The following is a 21,137-nucleotide window of genomic DNA, read 5'->3' on the forward strand; positions in this document are numbered from 1 at the left end:
AACCTGGTCGACCTCAACCCGTCCGCAATCCGTCCGCAGTAGGCGCGGATGCGCCCATATCCTGCCAACGATGACGGCGATCGAAACCCCAGGTTAAGCACACGAACCGAGCGCAGGCATCAGCAACAAACGTCCTGCACGGAGTCCGAGCTCTACTACGACGTGTAAGCCTGACCTGCGGAAACGGTGCTGATCGGCCCGTTCCCTAAGCAGTGGGTACGCAGTAAACGGTTGAGTCCACCCGTTCCGTGATCACACGGCGGGTGGACTTTCCCGTATCCGGGGTTTTCGCCCCCCGGATATCGGGGCTGGACGGGTGAGCGGATTGCGGTAATAGTCCAGGGGTGCGATGGGGCGTTGTGGCGGCGCGGGCGATGGCCGGCGTGGCGTTGGTGGTCGGGATGGCGGCGGCACCGGTGGTGGCCGAGGCGCCGGTGGAGTTCACGTGGACGCAGGAGTATCTGACCGCGGCCGACGGAACCCGGTTGCACGCGGATGTGTTGCGGCCTCCCGGCCTGGCGCCGGATGTGCGGACGCCGGTGCTGTTGACCGTCAGTCCGTACCGAGCGCATCTGGCCTATCTCAGTGTGCCTCGACCCGAAGGCGGGCCTTCGACCGAGAATCTGCCGGTCGAATGGGCGCTGCAGGCCGGCTACACCTATGTGATCGTGGATTTGCGCGGCTTCGGCGGGTCCAACGGCTGCCCGGATTACGGCGGGCCGGGGGAGCGCTCCGATGTGGTCGCGGCGGTCGAGTGGGCGGCGAGCAGGCCGTGGTCGACCGGCCGGGTCGGCATGGTCGGCACCTCCTATGAGGGCTGGACCGGGATGATGGCGCTGGCCGAGAAGCCGAAGGGGCTCGCGGCGGTCGCGGCGTTCGCGCCGGTCGTCGACCCGTATTCGTACCTGTACATGCAGGGCACCTCGTGGAAGTTCGGCGGCAAACCGCTGACCGAGGACGGTGTGCGCCCCGCCGACATGGCAGGCGGCGAGCACCTGGCCATCGCGTCGACCCCCGGTCACTGGGCCGACAGCGACGAGTACAAAGCCAACGCCGTCCAGATGACCCAGGCCTGCGCCGACAGCTATCTCGGGCTCACCGTGAACCACAACGGCGCCGACCCCGGCTGGCGGGAGCGCGACATGGTCGAGGACCTACGCGGCAACACCACCCCGCTGTTCCTCGGCCAGGGCTTCCTCGATGCCAATACCCGCGCCGATCGGGTCATCGAGGCCTGGGAAGCGCGGGGCCCGGGCGAGCATCGTGCCTGGTTCGGACAGTGGGGCCACTCCGATTGCCGGGAGAAGTGCGGCACACCGCATTTCGCCGCCGAACTGTCCGCATTCCTGGACCGGCACGTGGCCGGTGCCGATGTGGAGGTGCCCGGCCCGCCGGTCACCGTCGGCCAGTTCGACGGCGGGTGGCGCAGCGAAGACGTGTGGCCGCCGGTCGATACGCGCCGCACGACGGTCCAGTTGCGCACCGGAACCTATGTCGATCGCGGTCTGCTGCCCGGCGCCGACCGGGAGATCTGGTCCATCTCGGATCCGGTCACCCAGCCGGTGCACCTGGCGGGCCGCCCCACGGCGTCCCTGACACTGTCCGGCCCGCCCGAGGCGACGGTCGCGCTGGAGCTCTACGACATCGCACCCGACGGCCGCGCCACGGTGATGAGCCGGGGGATCGCCCCGGTTCGCACCGAAACCCAGGTCCGGCTGCTGTGGCAGGACGCGCGGTTGGCTGTCGGGCATCGCCTGGGTGTGCGCATCACCGACGTTGTCGACGACGTGTGGTCGCATACGCCGACCAATGCGCGGGTCACCGTCGAGGCGGCGCGGGTGGAACTGCCGTTGCTCACCGCCGCCCGCGAGCTGAACCTGTCCGGTGGCGTGCCGACCTGGCATGCGCGGTGGCGCGGTGCCGAAACCGTCGAACTCGGGCAGGCGCTGCTGAACGATCCGGCCGTGCGGGTCGAACTGCCTGCTTAAACCTGCTGGGAGACAGACTTTTCCGAGCCCTCGATCACGCGGATGACTTGGTCGGGATGGGTCAGCTGTGGGTAGTGTCCGGCACCGGCGATGGTGGTGACCCGGTGGGTGGTCGGCCGCGTCAGCGGGTCGTCGGCACCGACGACGATGTCGACCGGAACGCGGACCTCGGCGAGTTTCGCGGCCAGGTCGGCACGGTATCGATCCGTGCGTACCGCCCGCATGATCGCGAACGTACGCTGAGCCACCCCGGTGCGCCGCAGGCCCGCGACCGCCGACTCGATCGCGGCGCCATTCGGAATACCCAGGCGCGCGGCCAGTTTCGCGACCGGAAGCCGCTTCGCGACAGCGGCAGCCAGAGGCGAAGCGGTAATCCACGGCACCTGTGACTGGAGGAACCACGGTGCGATCAGCACCAGTCGCGAAACCCGATCCGGGTGGCGAAGCGCGTATTCGACGGCGGCACCGGTGCCGAGGGAGTGCCCGACGAGCACGGGCGTGCTGCGTACCGGCGTGAGTACGTCGTCGATCCACTCGGCTGACGACATGTTCGTCGCGGCCGAGCGGCCGAGTCCGGGCAGATCCGCGGCGAGAACCGAACCTTCCAGCGCATCGGTGAGATCGGCCCACGAATCGCTGTCGAGTGGAATGCCGTGCAGTAGCACATAATCTGGGTCGGCATGATCGCCGCTCAGCCAGGTTCCCGTGTGGAAACCGGCTGCCCGCGTCGTCTCCACGGCACCATTACGAGTGGCGACGATCCGGTCGGCATAGGACCGCAGGAGATCGCCGACCGGTGGCTGCGTGATACCCAGCCGTGCGGCGACTTCGTCGCCGGCGGAGGTGTCGTATCGGTCGCTGCTGATGAATGACAGCGTCTCGGGATCGGTCTGAGTGAGTGCCCGCGGCAGCCGCCGCAAGATTTCGGCAGGGACGGTGATGCGCGGTGCGCGGACATGCAAGTGATCAGCGACGAGGCGGATCAGCTCGGGAAGATTCGGGGTCGTGGCGTCGAGGACGGGGTAGGAACGTCCCGCTGTGTCGGGCAGGGTGGGCAGGCCGACGATGAAACGGGTGAGGTAGTTCAGGTCGACGACCGGGATGAACGTGTCGGCCGACCCCGGCAGCACGGGCAACTTGCCGCGCCACAGCAAGTCGATCAGGTCGGCGAGCCCGAAGAACTGACCGGGGCCGACCACGCCGGACGGGTTGGCGAAGGTCAGGGGGATGTGCTTGTCAGCAGCCACTTTTCGCAGCAGCGCGTCGGCCTCGACCTTCGAGGCCTCGTAGGCGCCGGAACGGTAGTCGGTGTGTCCGGCTTCGGCGCGGTATCCGGTGATGTGCACGATACGACGCAGATCCGGCTGCCGCGCTGCCCATTCCAGCACGTGCAGCGCACCGTCGAGATTGACCCGACGCGCCACGTCGGCATCGAGCCCGAACTTCATCAAGGCGGCCGCGTTGTACACATCGCGTACTCCTTCGATCGAGTCACCCAATGCGAGATCTGGTTCGGCGATATCGGTGGTGGTGATCGTGAGACCGGCGGTGTCCACGCCTTGCTCGACCAGCCACGCGGACAGGCGCTGCTCACTGCCGGCGCGCAAGGCGGCCGTGACGGTGTGCCCGGTGCGCAGCAATTCCGCGACCAGCGAGCGGCCGATGAATCCGGCCGCCCCGAAAACGATCGAATCGGTATGAACCATGATGTCCTACTTTCAGTAGACCGATTGGCATATTTTGTGGTGATAAACGAGCCCCGCTGCGGGCGCTGCGGGGTCAGACGAGCAGGTCGATGGTGTCGGTCAGTCGATCGAGAGGTCGACGATCGCGGTGCGCTCTGGCCAGCACCAATCCACCCTCGATCAGGGCGAGTGCCGCCGTGGCGAGGCGTTCGGGCTCGGGGTGACCGAACGTGATCAGCCGCTCCCGGATGGCGTCTTCCCAGAGGCGGTAAGTAGCCGAACAGGTCTGTCGCACAGCGTCATTGGTCGACGCGGTATCCAATGCCACTGCCGCCACCGGGCAGCCGATGGTCCAGTCGGAGGACTCGAGCTGATCGCCGAGCAGCCGGAGCATGGTGTGGGCGAATTCCCGCGCGTCGGTCGCCTCGATGGTGCGGATCAGCTGCGCCATCTCGGTGCCACTGTCGGTGAGTGCCGCCGAGATCAGTTCATCCTTACCGCCGGGGAAGTGGAAGTAGAGCGACCCGCGTGGCGCCCCACTGTCCTCGACGATCTGTTTGAGTCCGGTGCCGAAGTAGCCGCGCGATTCGATCAGTGACCTGGTGGTCCTGATCAGTTTGCACCGGGTTTCGGCTCCTTTTGCACCCACGAGCCAAAACTAGACCGGTCAACATATTTTTGCAAGGTCAGCCTGCCGTGAGCAGCTCGGCGGCTTCAGCGCACAGGCGTGCGATGGTTTCGGCGACGGGTTCCACATGCGTGACGAGCCCGACGCCCTGACCCGCGTCGACCGGCGCGATCCGTGGATCGTCGGCGGCAATGGCCGCGCGCAGATCATCGACACCGGGCGGGTTCTCGTCACCCTCTGCCCTGGTCCACGGATCGGTGAATTCGTTGCGCAACACCCGCGCCGGATAGATCGGCGGCCACGGCAGGTCGAGTGCCTCGTCGAATTCGGTGGTCACCACGGTGCTGGTGGAGTCGGCGGCGAGCATGGCACGCCGCGCGTTCTCACCCAGGAGCGACTCCTCGGCCGCGGCCAGACAGGTACCGAGCCACGCGCCCGAGGCTCCGGCGGCCAGGACCGCGGCCAGTGTCCGGCCGGAACCGATGCCGCCTGCGGCGAGCACCGGCACGGTCGCGATGTCGAGCACCGCGTCGAGCAGCGGCATGAGCGCCAGCCGGTCGGCGCCGTGCCCGCCGCCTTCGCTGCCGCGCGCGACGATCACGTCGATGCCCGCCTCCTGTGCTCGATGTGCGCCGGGTACGTCATAGACCTGCGTGATCGCGATAATGCCCGCCGCTTGGACCTCGGGCACCCACGAGAAATCGGTACCGAAACTGATCGACAACGCCCGTGGACGGGCGGCGAGAGCGGTGTCGAGCAGGTCGGCTTCGCGTGTGCGTACCCAGTCGACCAGCCCGATGCCCACCGGGGCGCCGCCTGCCTCGCTCAGTTCGCGGCGCAATGCCTGCGCCGAACCGGCACTGCCCATCCCGATCATGCCGAGTCCACCCGTCTCGGTCACCGCGGCCGCGAGCCGTCCACCCGCCGCGCCGCCCATCGGCGCGTTCACGATCGGGACCCGCAGACCGAGCGAGCGCGACCAGGTGGTGGACAGGACCGGATCGGGGGTCATCGGCGCGGCTCCTCTCGTCCCGGACGGGCGCCGGGCGCGGCAGTTCCCATCATGACAGCCGGAATGAACGCGACCTGTCGGTCATGGCGCGTATGTTCGACGGCATTGCCGCATCGACACCAACGGGGGTCCGGATGACGATCAGAGATCGACTGGAACAGGCCATTACCGAACCGCCGATAGTCTTCGGCGAACCTACCGACACGGCCGATGGCACCACCGTCATCACCGTCGCTCGCGGCGGCGGATTCGGCAGGCCCGCACGGCCCGTCGGTGTCTTCGTCATTCACGAAGGCCGAGCGCACTGGTCACCGGCGGTCGATGCCAATCGCATTGCCCAACTGGGGGAGTGGATCGGTCTGCTCACCGGCGTGATCCTGGCGCTCGCCCTGTTGCGCCGTCCGCCGTGGCCGGATCTGCGCCGCCACTGATCCCGGTCGCCACCAGCTTCTCGAACTGCTGCCATGCTCGCTCGGCCGGCAGCGGATCGGGCGAGTCGATGATCTCCGCGGTGAGGCCGAGCAGTCCCCAGGACACGAACGCGACGGTGGTCGCGGGCCAGTCGCCGAACAGTTCGGCGATCAGCTCCGCCAATCCGCGCCGGTAGGCGTGGATCACGGCGGTCGCAGCCTTGGGCCCGACCAGCGGCCGGTACACCTCGGGATACCGACCCGCGAGCTGGAACAGCACGCGAAGTCGGCCGAGCGGAGAGGCCCCGCCCGCGGTGTTCGCGATTTCGCGGCGCAGGAATTCGGTGCAGCTCACCAGTAGCAGGTCGTCCTTGTCCCGGTAGTGGGCGTAGAAGGTGGATCGGCCCACGTCGGCGCGTTCGATGATGTCGCTCACCGTCACCCGCTCGTAGCCGCGCTCGATCATCAGCTCGATCAGCGCGCGGTGCAGGGCGTCGCGGGTGCGCCGGACGCGGCGATCGGTGTGCTCGGACATCGTGCCTCCCGGACGGATTTCCCGGATCTGTGCGGAAACGGACAGATCGCCACATCTTGCGCCTGGTCGCGGCAACGACCTCGCCCGACCATAGGTTCATGACAGGAAATCAGCTTCTCACTCCCATGTTCGTCGACGACGGCGACACCGGTCTGCTCATCGCTGGCCTGCGCCGCTACAACTTGTTCACCAGCGTGTTCTTCCTCGGCAGGCATCGCGCGCTGCTCACCGAACTCGTCACGGCCGCAGGGGTGCGCCCCGGTGACCATGTGCTCGATATCGGTTGTGGCCCGGGAAAACTCGTCCGCGCCCTCGGTATCGCGACGGGCTCGACCGGTGCCGTCGTCGGTGTCGACCCGTCGGCGGCCGCCATCGACGACAACCAGCGGCGTGACCGCACACCCCATCATCGATACGAGCACGGGCCCGCGCAGCGATTGCCTTTCGGTGATGCCGAATTCGATGTGGTGACCAGCACTTTCGTCATGCATCACATCCCGGAGCAACACCGTGCTGAGGCGCTGGCGCAGATGTGGCGTGTGCTGCGTCCCGGCGGCAGGTTGCTGCTTGCCGATGCCTCACCGTCACCTCGAATGCGCAGATTGCTCGCACCGATGTTCGGCGGCTTCGACGCTGTCGATATCCGCCGCTACGTTGACCAGCTGGCGGCCATCGGCTTCACCGAGCTCGGCTACACCCAGAGCCGTTATCAGACCGGCATTCTCACCTGTATGAAACCCGCATCCGGGACCGCTCAGCGCTGATCGGCCCGACTTGTCGGTGGCCTCGGCTAGGGTCGGGGCAACAGGATCGCAATCGAGCACGGGGGTGTCGCATGGAGTTCGATCAGCGCGAAGCGCAGGCACGGGAATTCGCCGTCGCGGCGCACGGTGACCAGCGTTATGGGGAGCGGCCCTACGTCACCCATCTCGCGGCCGTGCGCGGAGTACTCGACGACTTCGGTTTCGGCGGCGATCTCGCGGTGGCGGCCTGGCTCCACGACGTCATCGAGGACACCCCGGTCACCGCCGAAGAGGTCGAAACCCGTTTCGGGCGTGCGGTTCTCGATCTCGTCTGGGCGGTCACCGGCGTGGGTTCGGACCGCAAGGCTCGGAACCTGGACGCCTACACCAAGATCGCCGCCCACCCCCGCGCCGTGATCCTCAAACTCGCCGACCGCACGGCCAATGCCGAGGCGAGCCCACCCGCCTCCAGCTGGATGGGCATGTACCGCACCGAACACCCCACCTTCAAAGCGCATCTCGGCGGATTGCTCGCCGACGACCCGACGGTCGCCCGTATGTGGGAACGTCTCGACCGCCGATTAGGCCCCGAGGTGGCCGCGCCGTCCGCGCAATGGGCCGAGATCGACCGGCTCGTCGCGGCGGGCGAACACGCACAGGCGGTGGCCGCCGTCCGCGCCGCCTTCGACTGCGACCCGGGGGAAGCCGAACGCATCCTGGCCGAACGCGCCTGACCTCAGAACGACTGCCACACAGGCTTGTTCGCGAGGGCGTACTTGTAATAGTCGGCCAGCTTCAGCTTGCTCGCCGCGGCTTCATCGATCACCACGGTGACATGCGGATGCCACTGCATCACCGAGGCCGGGCAGAACGCCGACAGCGGACCCTCGGCGGCCGCCGCGATGGCGTCGGCCTTCCCCGCGCCGAGGGCGATCATCACCAGGTGCCGGGCTTCGCAGATGGTGCCGAGCCCTTGGGTGAGCACATGGTGCGGGACGTCGTCGGGGCCGTCGAAGAACCGGGCATTGTCCCGGCGGGTCTGCTCGGTGAGCGTCTTCACCCTGGTCCGTGAGGTCAGCGACGAACCGGGCTCGTTGAAACCGATGTGCCCGTCGGTGCCGATTCCGAGCAGTTGCACGTCCACCCCGCCGGCGGCGGCGATCGCGGCGTCGTAACGCCTGCCTTCGCCCGCGATGTCGCCCGCCTCTCCGTTCGGGCTCAACACACGCGCAGGATCGAGGTTCACATGATCGACGAATTCCGACCGGATCACCGAGAAGTACGACTGCGGATGGCTTTTCGGCAGGCCGACGTACTCGTCGAGCAGAAACCCGCTGGCCGTGGTGAAGTCCAGTTCGCCGTCGCGACAGCGGCGCGCCAGTTCCCGATAACTGCCGAGCGGCGACGACCCGGTGGCCAGGCCGAGGATCGCGTTGCCCTGGCGCACAGAGCCGCCGACGATATCGGCGACCGTGGTGGCCACTTCGTGTTCGTCCGCGCGGATCACGATTTCCATCAGCTTCCTTCCGTTCCGGCGACGAACACCCGCCGCACCTGCCATTGCCGATCGACCACGAGCACATCGGCCCGCGCGCCCGCCCGCAACGTGCCGCGCTCGGCCTCGAGCCCGAGCACCCGCGCAGGCGTGCGCGTGGCAGCCCTGACCGCATCGACGAGGGGGATACCCGCATGCTCCACCGACCACCGCACGACCTCGAGCAGTGTTGCCGTGCCACCGGCGATAGCGCCCGGCGAACCGTCCTCGGTGGCGAGCCGGGCTACCCCGTGCCGCACCGTCACTTCGAGGGCGCCGAGCCGGTAGTCGCCGTCGCTCATCCCGGCAGCCGCCATCGCGTCCGACACCAGGGCGATCTGCTCGGCACCGACCGTGTCGAAGACCATCGCGACGGTCTCCGGCGCCAGATGCACACCGTCGGCGATCAATTCGACCACCATCTCGCCGCGGGCGGCGGCAGCCAGGCAGGCGGTAGCGGGTCCGGGCCTGCGGTGATGCAACTCGGGCATCCCGTTGAACAAATGGGTGGCGGTGATCGGTTCGCCACCGAACCGCACTGGCCCACGGGCTTCGGTTCGGGGCGCTCCGAAGCTTTCGGCGGGCTGTGGAGCAGTGTCGGGACTTCGCGGTGTGGAGGCCTGCTCGGTTGTTCCGCGCGGGTGGACCCACTCGGCGATCCGAGCCGACGTCGTCGCCGCGTCGGCATCGGTATGCCCCAGGCTCGGCAGCACACCGTATTCGCGCATCACGCCGAGCAATTCGCCGAAGTGCGCGGTTTCCGGCGCCAGCGTCATCGACCGGACGGTCCCGCGCGACGCCCGGTAGATCCGCTCGAACAGCATCGGATCACCGGCAACGATGGCCGCCGGATCCTGCGCACCACACCGCACCGCATTGATGAACGGCCCCTCGAGGTGAACCCCGAGCAACTCCCCGCCGTCCACCAGATCCGCCAGCACCGCCGCCTGCTCGACCAACACCTCCGGCGCCGCCGACACCAAGCTGCCGAGCAGCCCAGTCGTGCCGTGCGCGCGATGGTGCGCCGCCGCAACCCGCGCCCCCGTCCCGTCGGCATTGGGAAACCCGAACCCGGCCCCGCCGTGACAATGCAGGTCGATCAACCCGGGCAGCACAAGGTCATCCGTAGCCTCCGGAAGTTCCTGCGGGCGTGGATAACTCGCCGCCTCACCAACCCACGTAATCGTCGCCCCGTCGAATTCGACCACGCCATCGGCAATCTCACCCTCACCCGCACCGACGACCCACCCCCGCAAGGCAGTCATGCCGACCCACCTATCCCTCTACCAATACCGCCGGATACCGGCGTGCCCCAAACCGCCGCACCCCGCGGGCCGATGATCGACCAGCACGCCGCCAGCGGCCCAACCGCTGGTAGCGTCACTGCCCGGTATGCGCCGGCCACTATCCCCGCCGCTGGCCCGACCGCTGAAATTCTTGCTGCCGCAAGCTCGGCTGCCACGACCGCGGCCAACGGTTCGACTGGTTGCACCGTTGCTGCCTGGGGTCCGCCCGCCCCGACCGGAGGCGGCGGCCCTGCCGGTGACTTGGTTGCGGCTGGAGACCCGATCAGTGACATCCCCGCTGCCAGGGGGACGGCCGCCACCACGCTGTCGGCGGCCGAACGTCGCACCCCGCGCGCAGCCGCAGCGACCACCGAGCCGCTCGACCCCGCCGTCACCACCTCATGCCCGTCCAACGATCGCCGCGACCACCTGACGTGCCGTCTGTGGCCCACGCGCAGCACACGCCGCGTCGGCCGCTTCCTGACAACGCTGAATGTCGATCCCCGCCAGGGCCGCTCGGACAGCGGGCAGGGCGGGCGCCGACATCGACAGGCTCGTCACTCCGAGCCCGACCAGCACCGGGGCCAGCAGTGGATCCGACGCCGCCTCACCGCATACACCGACGGACTTGCCCGATGCCGTTCCCGCCGCGCCGACCATCGCGATCAAGTCGAGCACCGCCGGCTGCCAGGGATCGAGGAGCTGTGCGAGGCTGCCCGCCATCCGGTCCGCGGCACAGGTGTACTGGCTGAGATCGTTGGTACCGATGCTCACGAAGTCCAGGTGCGCCAGCAGATCGGCCGCCCGCAATGCCGCCGCCGGAATCTCGATCATCGCCCCGACCTTGCGCACGCCGGATTCCCTTGCCAGCGCCGCGAATCCGGCGGCCTCGTCGGCCGTGGCGACCATCGGTGCCATCACCCACAAGTCGGCGCCCGTCGCCTCGCCCGCGCGAGCGAGCGCGGCGAGCTGGGTGGCCAGTGTTTCCGGGAATACCGATCCGATCCGCAATCCACGCACACCGAGCGCCGGATTCTCCTCGGTCCCGAGATCGAGAAACGGCAGCGGCTTGTCCGAGCCCGCGTCAAGAGTGCGCACCACCACGCGGCGGCCCCCGAACTGCTCGAGAACCGCTGTGTAAGAGGCGGTCTGCTCGTCCAGCGAAGGCTCCGACGCCTTGCCGAGGTACATGAACTCGGTGCGGAACAGGCCGACACCCTCGCTGTCGACCGGCGCCGCCTTCACCGCGTCGTCGACCGTGCCGATATTGACCAGCAGGTGCACTGGGGTGCCGTCGGCCGTGCGCCCCGGTCCGCTGGCCGCCGCGAGCCGCGCCTTGTCGGCGGCCGCCTGCTCGGCCGCTGCTTGCTGACGCTCGGAGCTCGGGTCGATCACCACTTCACCGGTCGACCCGTCGAGCAGCACCGGTGCGCCATCGACGAGCTTGTCGGTCTGCGGGCAGTTCACCACAGCGGGCAGGCCGAGCGATTTCGCCAGGATGGCGGTGTGACTGGTCGGCCCGCCTGCACTGGTGAGCAGGCCGACCACATCGCTGTCGCCCAGCATCGCCGTGTCGGCCGGCGCCAGATCGCGCGCGACGAGCACGAACGGAAATCCCGGCTCGGGAATACCCGGCATCGGCTCACCGAGCAGCACCGCGATCGTTCGCCCGCCGATATCGCGCAGATCGGTCGCGCGTTCGGCCATGTACCCGCCCAGTGCCTCGAGCTTGGCGCAGAAACCCTCGAAGGCCAGGTGCACGGCGTGCGCCGTCGGCATTCCCGCCTTCAGTTCCTTCTCGGCGGCGGCGACGATGCCCGGGTCGCGGGCCATCGTCGCCGACATCGAAAGGATTTCCGCCGCAACGCCGTCCACGCGCGACGCCCTGGCGGCCATTTCGTCGGCCACCCCCGCGAGCGCCGCTTTCACCCGGGCCAGTTCCTCGTCGGGCGGCCCGCCGACCGGGTCCTGCGCGGAGGTCTCGAGGTGCGAACCGAATCGCAACCACGGCGCACACACCACCCCGGGACTGACCCCGAGCCCACGGATCACCTGTTCCGGCATCGGGCGTCACTCACCTTCCGGCTTCTTGTCCAGCTTCGTCTCGATTCCATCGTTTCGAGTATCGCCGCTGTCCGCCGCCACGGGTTCGGCTTGCGCCTCGGCCACGCCGGAGACCTCGTCATCGGTCTCCGCCTCGCGGCCAGGCGTCCGCAGGTTCCACTTCTTGATCACGAAGCTGAACAGCAGGTAGTACACCAGCGCGTACCCGAGCCCGATCGGGATCAGCAGCCACGCATCGGTCGCCTTGCCGAAGTTCAGCAGATAGTCGATGGCACCCGCCGAGAAGGTGAACCCGTCGTGGATGCCGAGCGCGTTCACCAGCGCCATCGACGTTCCGGTCAGGATCGCGTGCATTACGTACAGCGGCCACGCCACGAACATGAACGAGAACTCGAGCGGCTCGGTGATGCCGGTGACGAACGCGGTGAGCCCGGTGGAGAGCATGATGCCGCCGACCAGCTTCTTCTGCGACGGCCGCGCATTGCGCCAGATGGCGAAGGCCGCGGCGGGCAGCGCGAACATCATGATCGGGAAGAAGCCGGTCATGAAGGTGCCCGCGCTCGGGTCGCCCGCGAAGAAACGGTTCAGGTCGCCGCGAACCAGCTGACCGGATGCGTCGGTGTAATCGCCGACGAGGAACCAGACCGTTGAGTTCAGAATGTGGTGCAGACCGGTGGGAATCAGCAACCGGTTGGCCGCGCCGTAGATACCGCCACCGACCACCGAATTGTCCGCGACCGCCTCACCGACCCAGGTGAGCGTCGAGTTGAACGCCGGATACAGGAAGGCCATCGCGACACCGACCACCAGACCGGTGACGGCGGTGAGAATGGGAACCAGCCGCCTGCCGTTGAAGAACCCGAGGAAGTCGGGCAGCTTCGTGCGATAGAACCGCTGCCACAGGATCGCCGAAAGCAGACCCATCACGATGCCGCCGAGCACGCCGTAGTTGATCAGTGCCTGTGCGCCCTTGGGGTCGGTCTTGCCTTCCAGCACGATCGGCGACATCGCCTTGAACACCCCGTCGATCACCATGTATCCGACCACCGCGGCCAGCGCGGTCGACCCATCGGCCTTCTTGGCCCAGCCGATGGCGATGCCGACGGCGAAGATCAGGGGCAACCAGGTGAACACCGCCTGGCCCGCCGCCGAGATCACCGACGCCGCGCTTTCCAGCGCGGAGAAGCGGCCGAGTAGGTCGTCCTGGCCGAGACGCAACAGGATGCCCGCCGCGGGGAGCACGGCGATGGGCAGCATCAGGCTGCGCCCGAGGCGCTGCAATCCCGCGAATGTTGTGGATTCTTGCTTGGGGCTGTCGGTAACGGCAGTCATGTCGACCTTCTTCGTCCAGCGGTTGTGAACCAGTGGCTCTGACGGGTACTGTCCGGTCATAACCAGTTGTCAGTTTGACCAGGTGGCCGACGGATGTCAACCGCGAAATATGACGTGGCGCACAATCGAGGCTCCCATACTGGTACCGGCAACCACCGCGGAAAGGGAGAACACATGTCCAAAGCGGAAGCGATCGTCCAGGGCCTGGGCGGCGCGGAGAATATTGTCGAGATCGAGGCGTGCATCACCCGTTTGCGCACCGAGGTGCGCGACGGCGCCAAGGTCGACGAGGCCGCGCTCAAGGCGGCAGGCGCCCACGGCGTCCTCAAGTCGGGCGCCGTCGTGCAGGTCGTCGTCGGCCCCGAAGCCGACACGCTGGCCGAGGACATCGAGGACATCCTGTGAATGTCACCGCCCCACTCGCCGGCCGCGTCATCCCGCTGTCGCAAGTGCCCGACCAGGTCTTCGCCGATCAACTGGTCGGTTCCGGCGTGGCCATCGACCCCGACCGCAGCCGAGGCCCCCTCACCGTCACCGCCCCCATCAGCGGCAAGCTCCTCAAACTCCACCCCCACGCCTTCGTGGTCTTCGGCGGCGGCATCGGCGTCCTGGTCCACCTCGGCATCGACACGGTGAAACTCAATGGCGAAGGCTTCACCCTCCACGCCACCGAAGGCGACACCGTCGAGACCGGCACCCCCATCGTCACCTTCGACCCCACCGAGATCGCCGCCACCGGCAACCCGATCATCTGCCCGATCGTCGTAATGGATTCCCCGAAGAACTCCATCAACCCCGACACGATCGACACAATCGTGGAACCCGGTGCACCCCTGTTCGATACGCCCTAACGGCCCTTCGAAGACAGCCGATAGTCAGCTGTTCTGGCAGCCGATCCCGTTCCCGTCGGCATCGAGCCCATACTCGTCGGGGCCGATTACTCGAACCGGGCCCGTGTATGCGGGTCCGTCCCCGTTACCACCTGCACAGTCGACATCGGGTGCGATCTGCACACACGGATCGTAGGAGGGATGGCATTCGCGCGGCGGCGGTGGCGGTGGACAGAACTGACTCGATCCGCTGTTACACAGCAGATCGGTGACGGGATCAGCACTGGCTTGCGCCGGAAGGACGACAGCGAGAGTTATCGCGGCACAAACGGCTGGTCCGAGAAATGAGCTCGGCCTCATGGCAACTCCGATCCTGGGAACTCAGCCCAGCCTCTCGCAAACAGGCGGCAACCGACAGCGGTGAGATCGAATCGTTGGGCGCATGGTGAACCGTGACGTTTCCTTGTCCGTTCTCCTGTCAGCAGGCCGTTCGGGCCTACATCGAATCGGGAGGACCCAAGTGAGCGCAGTGGAGCAAACCAGCGAGCAGTTCGCGAAGCGATTGTTCGAAGCGGCGCTCGGCACGGTCGACATCCTGGCCATCCATCTGGGCGACCGGCTCGGCTGGTATTCGGCGTTGGCCGCCGGTCCGGCCGACGCGGCCGAACTCACCACCCGCGCCGGTGGCGATCGCCGATACGCGCAGGAATGGCTCGAACAGCAAGCCGCGACAGGCATCCTCACGGTGGCGCCGGACGGCCGCTTCGCGCTCCCGGCGGGCGCGGCCGAGGTACTCACCGACACGAACAGCCTGGACTACCTCGCCCCGCTCGCCCGGATGCTGGCCGGTGCGGCAGTTCAGCTCCCCGCCCTGCTGCGCGCCTATCGCGACGGCGGCGGTGTGGGTTGGTCCGAATACGGCACCGACGTGCGCGAATCCCAAGCCGACATGAACCGTCCCTGGTTCGAACACCGGCTGGCCGCCGACCTCGCCACCGTTCCCGACATCCATGCCCTGCTGTCGGCTCCCGGCGCCCGAGTCGCCGATATCGGCTGCGGTGGCGGCTGGTCCTCGATCGCCCTGGCCCGCGCCTACCCCGACCTGCGGGTCGACGGCTACGACATCGATCCGCCGTCGATCGCCATGGCCACCGCCAATGCCGCCGACCTCGCCGACCGCGTCCACTTCCACCACGCCGACGTCACGGCTGACCTCCCCGAATCGGCCTACGACGCCGTCTTCGCCTTCGAATGCGTGCACGACATGCCGTACCCGGTCGAAGTGCTGGCGGCCGTACGCCGCGCGCTGCGCCCCGGCGGGGTAGTGATCGTGATGGACGAGGCGGTCGACCCGGCCTTCACCCCTCCCGCAAGCGATGTCGACCGCCTCATGTACGGCTTCAGCCTGCTCGTCTGTCTGCCGGACGGCATGGCACACCCCGGCTCGGCGGGCACCGGAACCGTGATGCGCGCCGAGCAACTGGGGGAGTACGCCCACAAGGCGGGCTTCACCACCGTCGACATCCTGCCGATCGAGAACTTCGGCTTCTGGCGGTTCTACCGGTTGACGGTCTGACCGACGAGCTGATCGGACTCGGCCGGCCAATGCCGGGCGAGCACGTCGAAATACCGCTGGCTGCTCCACAATCGATAATTGCCGATCACGTACACCCGCCGCCGCGCCCGCGACACCGCCGCGTTCAGCACGTTCGGGTTGGCCGCGGCCCAGCGCCGCGAACCGCCCGCGGCGGGTGAGGTGCCGAGTACCAGCACGACCACCTCGGCCGAGTTCCCACGCATGCCATGGATCGTGCCCACCTGGGCTGCGGCGAACTCGTCACCGAACACCTCGCGAGCCACCCGCCGCGCACCGTCGGCGACATCGCGGAAGGGGCTGACCACCCGGATGTCGTCGGCCGCGACCCCGTCCTCGCGCAACTCCGTCAGCAAGGAACCGAGCGCCTCACCTTCACCGGGGATCCAGTTCCCCTCGGCGCGTGCGGATCTCACATCGATCCACCGATCGTGCCCCGGGAAGTCGGGCCGCTCGGGCGTGCCGAAGACGAGCAGGTCGTCGTCATAGGCGATCCGGTGGGTCAGCTCGAAGATCGGCAGATCGCTGCGCCGATGCACCCGCAACGGCGTTCCCACCCACACCGGCCGGTCGTAATCAGCGGGTGTCAGCCAGGTCCCGAACCGCACGCCACGATCTGCCGCCTGCCGCGCCGAGGCCAGATCCGGCATCCACTCCGCATCGAGCCCGTACTGGCGAACCAGCGCCTCCTGCGCCGAAGTCGGCAGCGTCACAACAGGTCCCAGCTGACGATGATCGCCGACGATCACCGCCCGGCGCGCGCGCCACAGACCACCCGCCACTGCCTGCGGCGCGGCCTGGCCCGCGTCGTCGACGAACAACCAACCGAGCGCCTCACGCCCCAGCCCGGCGAACAACTTGGGCAGCGCGGCGAACGTCGTGGTGAGCATCGGCACCGCGAGAAACAGCGTCTGCCAGGCGGCCGCGATGGTTTCCGGCTTCGGTGTCACCGCAAGCTCGTCGCGAATCAGCGCGATCGCCACGATCAAGTTGTCGCGCACTTGGGACGCGGCGTTCAGCAACAGCGCCCGATGCAGCCGCAGCGCCGAGAGGAAGAGCTCACGCCGAGCCGTCGAGTACTGCTCGTCCGCCCACGGATTGCACAGCTGGAACTGCTCGTCGTCCGCGGCGACGTCGCCGAAAGGAATTGTCTCCGACCAGTTCTCGCGCGCCGCTTCGATGATGTCGAGTGCTCGTGCCCGTCGCTCGGTCAACGCGACGTGGTCGCGGATGAGGGTGCGCCCGTGCTCGGCCGCCTGCGCCCACTGCTCACGGGCATGGTCGACCTCGCCCTGTCTGCGCCGCATCTCCGACTCGGCGTCGTGGCGTTCACGTAACAGCTCGTTGGAGCGCGCACTCCATCGTCGCCCGGCCCGAAATCCGGTGGACAACGACTCCGCGAAGCCCGGTTTGCGACCGCCGTGTTCGGTGAGCAACGTGCTGACCCGATGATGTGTGGCCTGCGCAGCGCGCAGCTGTTCGGTCGCCTGCTGATGCTGTGCGCGCCAGTGTGCGTGTGCCGCATCGGCATTGGCGATCTCCGCCGACAGCGACAGCAGGTCGTCGTTCATCGCAGGCAGCTCGGCGACCGCGTCGGCCACGTCCTGACGCTGCTGCGCGAGCGTTCGAACGTGCTCGCGTCTGTCCTCGAAGTCGCGCACGGCGGTCGGCCAGTCGAGCACCGAATCCGGGTCCGCCTCGGCCTGTTTGAGCAGATCGAGCATTCCCGCCGAACCGGCCTGCGCCTTGCGTTCGGTGGCGAACCGGTCGCCGAACCAGAACTGCTCGCCGAAGGTTCGTCTCGCCTCGCCCAGCGCCGAGGCGATCAACCCCCACGCGGGTTCGCCGCTGACGAATTCGGCCAGCTCGCCGAAGTGGTTGATCCGCACGTCGGAGTCGATCGCGTCGCGGTGCTGGATCTCGGCCACCACATCGGCGGCACTCCGGTCGCTGCCGGTGGCGAGCACGACCTCGAACCCGGTCATCTCGGGCGCGAGCCGATGCGCGCCGACGGTGTAGTTCTTGGCGACCTGCACCTGCTCGGTGACACCGGTGAACACATCCATCGGGTCGTCGAAAGTGGCCAGCCGCTCCGCTCTTTCGACCACGATCGCCGCGAGCAGGTCCCGCAGCATCGTCGTCGTTCCAGTGCCCGGCGCGCCGTGGACGGCGAAAATCCCGGCGCTGTCGCGGAGTTCGGTCATCGCCTGATCTACCGCGAACTGCTGGCCCGCGACGAGCGGATCGCCCGGCCACCGCCCGTCCGGAATACGCTGGGGCAGTAGCCCTTCGACCATTACGTCCTGTCGTTGACGAACGTCGATCCGCTGATCTATGGACAAGGTCTCACTCGCCGCGAGGTAGTCCCGCAACGCTGCCCCGACGTCGCCACGCTCCACCGCCGCAGCGAGCGCACGCAGCTCCGCGCCCAGTCCACTGTTGAGCCGGTCCTCGGCCGCCGTGCTGTCGGCGTCCCTGGCCGCGACCTGCACGCACGCCACCCGCACCCCACCGGCCCGCAATTCGGACCGGATCGAGAGTGCCCCACACAGATCCCCCGCGAACGTCTGCAATGCCCGCCCGGTCACCAGCGGCGTACCGAATTCCTCGTTCGCCATGACGCCGCGCACGAACGCGGTGGCCGACATCCCCGCCAGCCCCGGCGAAACGACACCGTCCGCACCCGCCGCGATCAACGACGCGCCGACGCCACGACCGACCACATCCAGGGCGCGCCAACGCGGGCCGGGATCGTCGGCTTCCGGGTCGACGCTCGGTAGCTCGGCGGTCAGCAGGTCGAACGCGGCGGTGAACGCCGAGGAATCGTGCTCGAACCCGTCGGCCCAACCCGGATCGGCGGGGCCGGGAGAGCGCAACCGGTTGATCGCCCACGCCAGCCCCGACAACGTCGCCGATCCCTCGACGACCACGCCGTCATCGCTCAATGTCACCGCGAAAGTGGCTGTGGTTCCGGACTGTCGCGCGTCCGCCTCGAGGCCGTCCCGGCCGAAGGCGCGCATCAGCGATTCACGCGCACGTCCCACTTCGAACAATCCGCCGAACACCACGAACTGCCATACCCGGCCCGGTTGCAGCGCGGGGAGCGCGGTGAAGTCTTCCCACGGTGCCGGTTCGTCGGCGCCGAGTTCCACCACCAGCGCACCGGTTTCGCGGCAGACACCGACCTCCGGTACCAGTTGCGGACCGAACAGTTCGACGGTCCGCCAGAAACGCACGAGCCGCGCGGCATGCTCGGACCCGTTCACGATGCACCCCATTCCGTCGGCCAGCATGCTGACAACTCGCACCACGGTACGTGATGGCGCGTGCACGGGCACGGTAGGCCGATGGTCCCGGCGCCGTCGACGAGACCATCGGCGCTGGTCCTACAGGCGCGGCAAGCACCCGGCGGCCCGAAGCCGCGCCGCCAGCGACGAATTCACCATCGCACTCGACCCGCCTCCGCCGGTGAGTGCCACCAGCACGTCACCACCGAGTCCGGCACCGATCGAGCATCCGAGCACATTGACGTCGATGTAGATGTTCTCCTTGGGCTCCGGTTCCGCGACAGCCGGACCGGCCCCCACCGCCGTGGCGGCCACAACGGCCAGCATGATCCCAACAGCTTTGACGATGCGCACTAGCTCTCCTCGAATTGTGGTGATCGGAATCGGTCCAACCGGTCGCGGACCGACGAGAGGGTTGACCGAACCCCCTCCACAGAAACCTCGAGTCCGGTCGATATTTGCGTTGACGGCCGAACCCCCGGGCCGCACGCTGAACCCATGGACGAGTTGAACCGCGCCGCAGACCTGTTCGCGGTGGGCGAGTTGAGCGGCGCGGACCTGACGATGATCGGCGCCGAGGCGTTGGCCCGGGGTCTCGATTCACCGGCGCTGGTCGAACTCGCCTGCCTGCATCGCACCGATTGCGGCGCGGCGCCGGAGCTGTTCCGCGTCGCGCTTGCCGAGCTCGAACTCGTCGAGATAGCCGACTGGTCGGCGCGTGAAGTAGCGGTTCGGCTCAGGCGTGCGAACCGCAACGCCGCAGCCATCCTGGCCGACGAAGGCGACGCCGACGAGCACTTGCGCCTGCTCGTCGGTGACCTGTTCCTGCTGACGAATCGTCTCGACCCTGAACCCCCGGACCTGTTAGATCTGGCGTGGGACTTCGAGAGCATGTGCGTCTGCCTGGAGGACGGGTTCGATCCCGCGACCGTGTGGGCCGAGATCCGTACCGGATGCCGAAACCTGCTGGCAGGCTCTCCCTATATGCCTGTGTACCCGCGGGTCGACAGAGTAGACGCAACCGCGACCGAGCCGCGCGACCCTGCGGAAGCACCTGACCGCCCGACACTGGCGAATCGGCTTCGCGCCGGGCTCGCAGCGATCCTGCGCCGATAACCTTCCGGCAGATCAGCGCAGGATCATCTCCACGACCGCCTTCGGCGCCGCCAACCATTCCCGGATGTTGTTGCGCACCTCGGTCGCCCGCCTGCACTCGCAATAGGCGACAACCCCGTCGGCGTCGATATCCGCCGCCCGGCACAGTGCGACCGCCCGAGGCAGATGCTGGTACTGGCTGACGATGATCGCGCGCTCCACCCCGAACATCGACCGTGCCCGCTCACAGGTCTCCCGCGTGGACAGTCCTTCCCCATCTGCGCGCACGATGCCAGGATCGACTCCGCGCTCGAGGAGATGACGCCGCATCGACGCGATCTCGTCGCCGGAGGTCCCGCCGGCATCCCCGGACAGCAGGATCTCACGCGCCTTCCCCGCCGCGACCAGTTCGATCGCCACGTCGAGGCGCCCACGCAGGTACGCCATCGGCGTCCCATCCGGCGCGACTCGCGCACCGGGAACAATGACCACCGGAACAGCGGATGCTCCGACCACATCACTGCGGTGGCCCGACGACAACATCCACATGGCCGCATTGGCACAGACCGTCACCAACACGACGCCACTCGCCAACACCACGCCGGCCTTCATAACGCGACGTAACCGCCGCCGCTTTCCACTGCGTTCCTCGCTCAACGCGCGACCCTCCCTTTGTTGTGCTTCGAAACACGGCCTGACTAGGGAATTTGACATCGGAATTCCAGCCACGTAACTTTATTCCAGTCAGAGCGACACGGACACCGACCCGGTGCCGAAGAGCTGGTCCGACAGGGCCGCTACGGTACAGGGAAACGAGGTAGGACGATGAGCGCCTGACCGATCATGTGTTCAGGGTTCCTCCGGATTTGCGTCCGGTCGACACTCTGAGCTACAGTACGAACCCTTGCCTTACTGAATCCCTTCACTGGGTGGATGTTTGTGCGTGTGTTCTTTGAGAACTCAATAGTGTGTCGATGAATGTCAGTGCCAATATTTTTATTGGTTCCAGCCTTCGCGTACCCCCGGTCGTGGAAGGTTGGACATTTTGAACAACAGCGAATCTTTTTTGCTGGTGTTCGCTTTGCTAGATTTTTCGGACTCTAGTTAGATATTT

General features: G+C 67.6%; 19 protein-coding genes. 8 read left to right on the forward strand and 11 right to left on the reverse strand.

Annotated elements, in window-relative coordinates:
- The first annotated feature begins 344 nt into the window (after nt 1-344).
- On the forward strand, nt 345-1,988 hold the full coding sequence (locus AB0I35_RS23600; protein ID WP_357398352.1) for a CocE/NonD family hydrolase: 1,644 nt from the start codon (nt 345-347) through the stop codon (nt 1,986-1,988).
- On the opposite strand, the gene AB0I35_RS23605 is transcribed toward AB0I35_RS23600, so the two are convergent.
- The 3 genes from AB0I35_RS23605 to AB0I35_RS23615 all read right to left on the reverse strand — a co-directional run bounded on the left by AB0I35_RS23605 (nt 1,985) and on the right by AB0I35_RS23615 (nt 5,313).
- A complete protein-coding gene (locus tag AB0I35_RS23605) occupies nt 1,985-3,694 on the reverse strand; it encodes an alpha/beta fold hydrolase (RefSeq protein WP_357398353.1) in 1,710 nt (569 codons plus the stop codon). The two genes, AB0I35_RS23600 and AB0I35_RS23605, sit on opposite strands and share 4 nt — an antisense overlap.
- A gap of 73 nt (nt 3,695-3,767) precedes the next feature.
- Entirely contained in the window at nt 3,768-4,322 is a 555-nt protein-coding gene (locus AB0I35_RS23610; protein ID WP_357398354.1) for a TetR/AcrR family transcriptional regulator, read from the reverse strand.
- Nucleotides 4,323-4,359: 37 nt separating this feature from the next.
- Nucleotides 4,360-5,313 (reverse strand): nitronate monooxygenase, encoded by a 954-nt coding sequence (locus AB0I35_RS23615; protein WP_357398355.1) that lies wholly within the window; start codon nt 5,311-5,313, stop codon nt 4,360-4,362.
- A gap of 134 nt (nt 5,314-5,447) precedes the next feature.
- On the opposite strand from AB0I35_RS23615, the gene AB0I35_RS23620 reads away from it, so the two are divergent.
- On the forward strand, nt 5,448-5,744 hold the full coding sequence (locus AB0I35_RS23620) for a hypothetical protein (protein WP_357398356.1): 297 nt from the start codon (nt 5,448-5,450) through the stop codon (nt 5,742-5,744).
- Here AB0I35_RS23620 and AB0I35_RS23625 read toward each other — a convergent pair.
- Nucleotides 5,677-6,258, reverse strand: a complete 582-nt coding sequence (locus tag AB0I35_RS23625) for a helix-turn-helix domain-containing protein (protein ID WP_357398357.1) — start codon at nt 6,256-6,258, stop codon at nt 5,677-5,679. The two genes, AB0I35_RS23620 and AB0I35_RS23625, sit on opposite strands and share 68 nt — an antisense overlap.
- A 98-nt stretch (nt 6,259-6,356) precedes the next feature.
- Here AB0I35_RS23625 and AB0I35_RS23630 point away from each other — a divergent pair, with 98 nt between their 5' ends.
- The gene (locus tag AB0I35_RS23630; protein ID WP_357398358.1) at nt 6,357-7,022 is read left to right on the forward strand and encodes a methyltransferase domain-containing protein; all 666 of its coding nucleotides are present in this window, start codon (nt 6,357-6,359) and stop codon (nt 7,020-7,022) included.
- A 71-nt stretch (nt 7,023-7,093) separates the two neighbouring features.
- Nucleotides 7,094-7,735, forward strand: a complete 642-nt coding sequence (locus AB0I35_RS23635; RefSeq protein WP_357398359.1) for an HD domain-containing protein — start codon at nt 7,094-7,096, stop codon at nt 7,733-7,735.
- Between the two features lie 2 nt (nt 7,736-7,737).
- Here AB0I35_RS23635 and nagB read toward each other — a convergent pair whose 3' ends face one another.
- The 4 genes from nagB to AB0I35_RS23655 form a co-directional block, all read right to left on the reverse strand.
- On the reverse strand, nt 7,738-8,517 hold the full coding sequence (gene nagB, locus AB0I35_RS23640; protein ID WP_357398360.1) for a glucosamine-6-phosphate deaminase: 780 nt from the start codon (nt 8,515-8,517) through the stop codon (nt 7,738-7,740).
- A complete protein-coding gene (locus AB0I35_RS23645) occupies nt 8,517-9,800 on the reverse strand; it encodes an amidohydrolase family protein (RefSeq protein WP_357398362.1) in 1,284 nt (427 codons plus the stop codon). Before AB0I35_RS23645 ends, nagB begins: the two co-directional genes overlap by 1 nt.
- Before the next feature lie 420 nt (nt 9,801-10,220).
- The gene (ptsP, locus tag AB0I35_RS23650) at nt 10,221-11,885 is read right to left on the reverse strand and encodes a phosphoenolpyruvate--protein phosphotransferase (protein WP_357398364.1); all 1,665 of its coding nucleotides are present in this window, start codon (nt 11,883-11,885) and stop codon (nt 10,221-10,223) included.
- 6 nt (nt 11,886-11,891) lie between these two features.
- The gene (locus tag AB0I35_RS23655; protein WP_357398365.1) at nt 11,892-13,217 is read right to left on the reverse strand and encodes a PTS transporter subunit EIIC; all 1,326 of its coding nucleotides are present in this window, start codon (nt 13,215-13,217) and stop codon (nt 11,892-11,894) included.
- A 174-nt stretch (nt 13,218-13,391) separates the two neighbouring features.
- On the opposite strand from AB0I35_RS23655, the gene AB0I35_RS23660 reads away from it, so the two are divergent.
- The 3 genes from AB0I35_RS23660 to AB0I35_RS23670 all read left to right on the forward strand — a co-directional run bounded on the left by AB0I35_RS23660 (nt 13,392) and on the right by AB0I35_RS23670 (nt 15,623).
- Nucleotides 13,392-13,622 carry a PTS glucose/sucrose transporter subunit IIB gene (locus AB0I35_RS23660; protein WP_357398366.1) on the forward strand — a complete coding sequence of 77 codons (231 nt, stop codon included), beginning with the start codon at nt 13,392-13,394 and terminating at the stop codon, nt 13,620-13,622.
- A complete protein-coding gene (locus tag AB0I35_RS23665; RefSeq protein WP_357398368.1) occupies nt 13,619-14,068 on the forward strand; it encodes a PTS glucose transporter subunit IIA in 450 nt (149 codons plus the stop codon). Before AB0I35_RS23660 ends, AB0I35_RS23665 begins: the two co-directional genes overlap by 4 nt.
- A 499-nt stretch (nt 14,069-14,567) precedes the next feature.
- The gene (locus AB0I35_RS23670; protein WP_357398369.1) at nt 14,568-15,623 is read left to right on the forward strand and encodes a class I SAM-dependent methyltransferase; all 1,056 of its coding nucleotides are present in this window, start codon (nt 14,568-14,570) and stop codon (nt 15,621-15,623) included.
- Here the strand turns inward: AB0I35_RS23670 and AB0I35_RS23675 are convergent.
- Nucleotides 15,605-18,949, reverse strand: a complete 3,345-nt coding sequence (locus tag AB0I35_RS23675; RefSeq protein ID WP_357398370.1) for an AAA domain-containing protein — start codon at nt 18,947-18,949, stop codon at nt 15,605-15,607. The two genes, AB0I35_RS23670 and AB0I35_RS23675, sit on opposite strands and share 19 nt — an antisense overlap.
- A 78-nt stretch (nt 18,950-19,027) precedes the next feature.
- Nucleotides 19,028-19,282: a hypothetical protein gene (locus AB0I35_RS23680; protein ID WP_357398372.1), complete on the reverse strand. Its 255-nt coding sequence runs from the start codon at nt 19,280-19,282 to the stop codon at nt 19,028-19,030.
- 189 nt (nt 19,283-19,471) lie between these two features.
- On the opposite strand from AB0I35_RS23680, the gene AB0I35_RS23685 reads away from it, so the two are divergent.
- Entirely contained in the window at nt 19,472-20,044 is a 573-nt protein-coding gene (locus AB0I35_RS23685) for a hypothetical protein (protein ID WP_357398373.1), read from the forward strand.
- 12 nt (nt 20,045-20,056) lie between these two features.
- Here AB0I35_RS23685 and AB0I35_RS23690 read toward each other — a convergent pair whose 3' ends face one another.
- Nucleotides 20,057-20,623 (reverse strand): ElyC/SanA/YdcF family protein, encoded by a 567-nt coding sequence (locus AB0I35_RS23690; protein ID WP_357398375.1) that lies wholly within the window; start codon nt 20,621-20,623, stop codon nt 20,057-20,059.
- Nucleotides 20,624-21,137: the final 514 nt, after the last annotated feature.

It is taken from the genome of Nocardia sp. NPDC050378, assembly GCF_040655675.1.
In the GTDB taxonomy this organism is placed as follows: Bacteria; Actinomycetota; Actinomycetes; order Mycobacteriales; family Mycobacteriaceae; genus Nocardia; species Nocardia coubleae.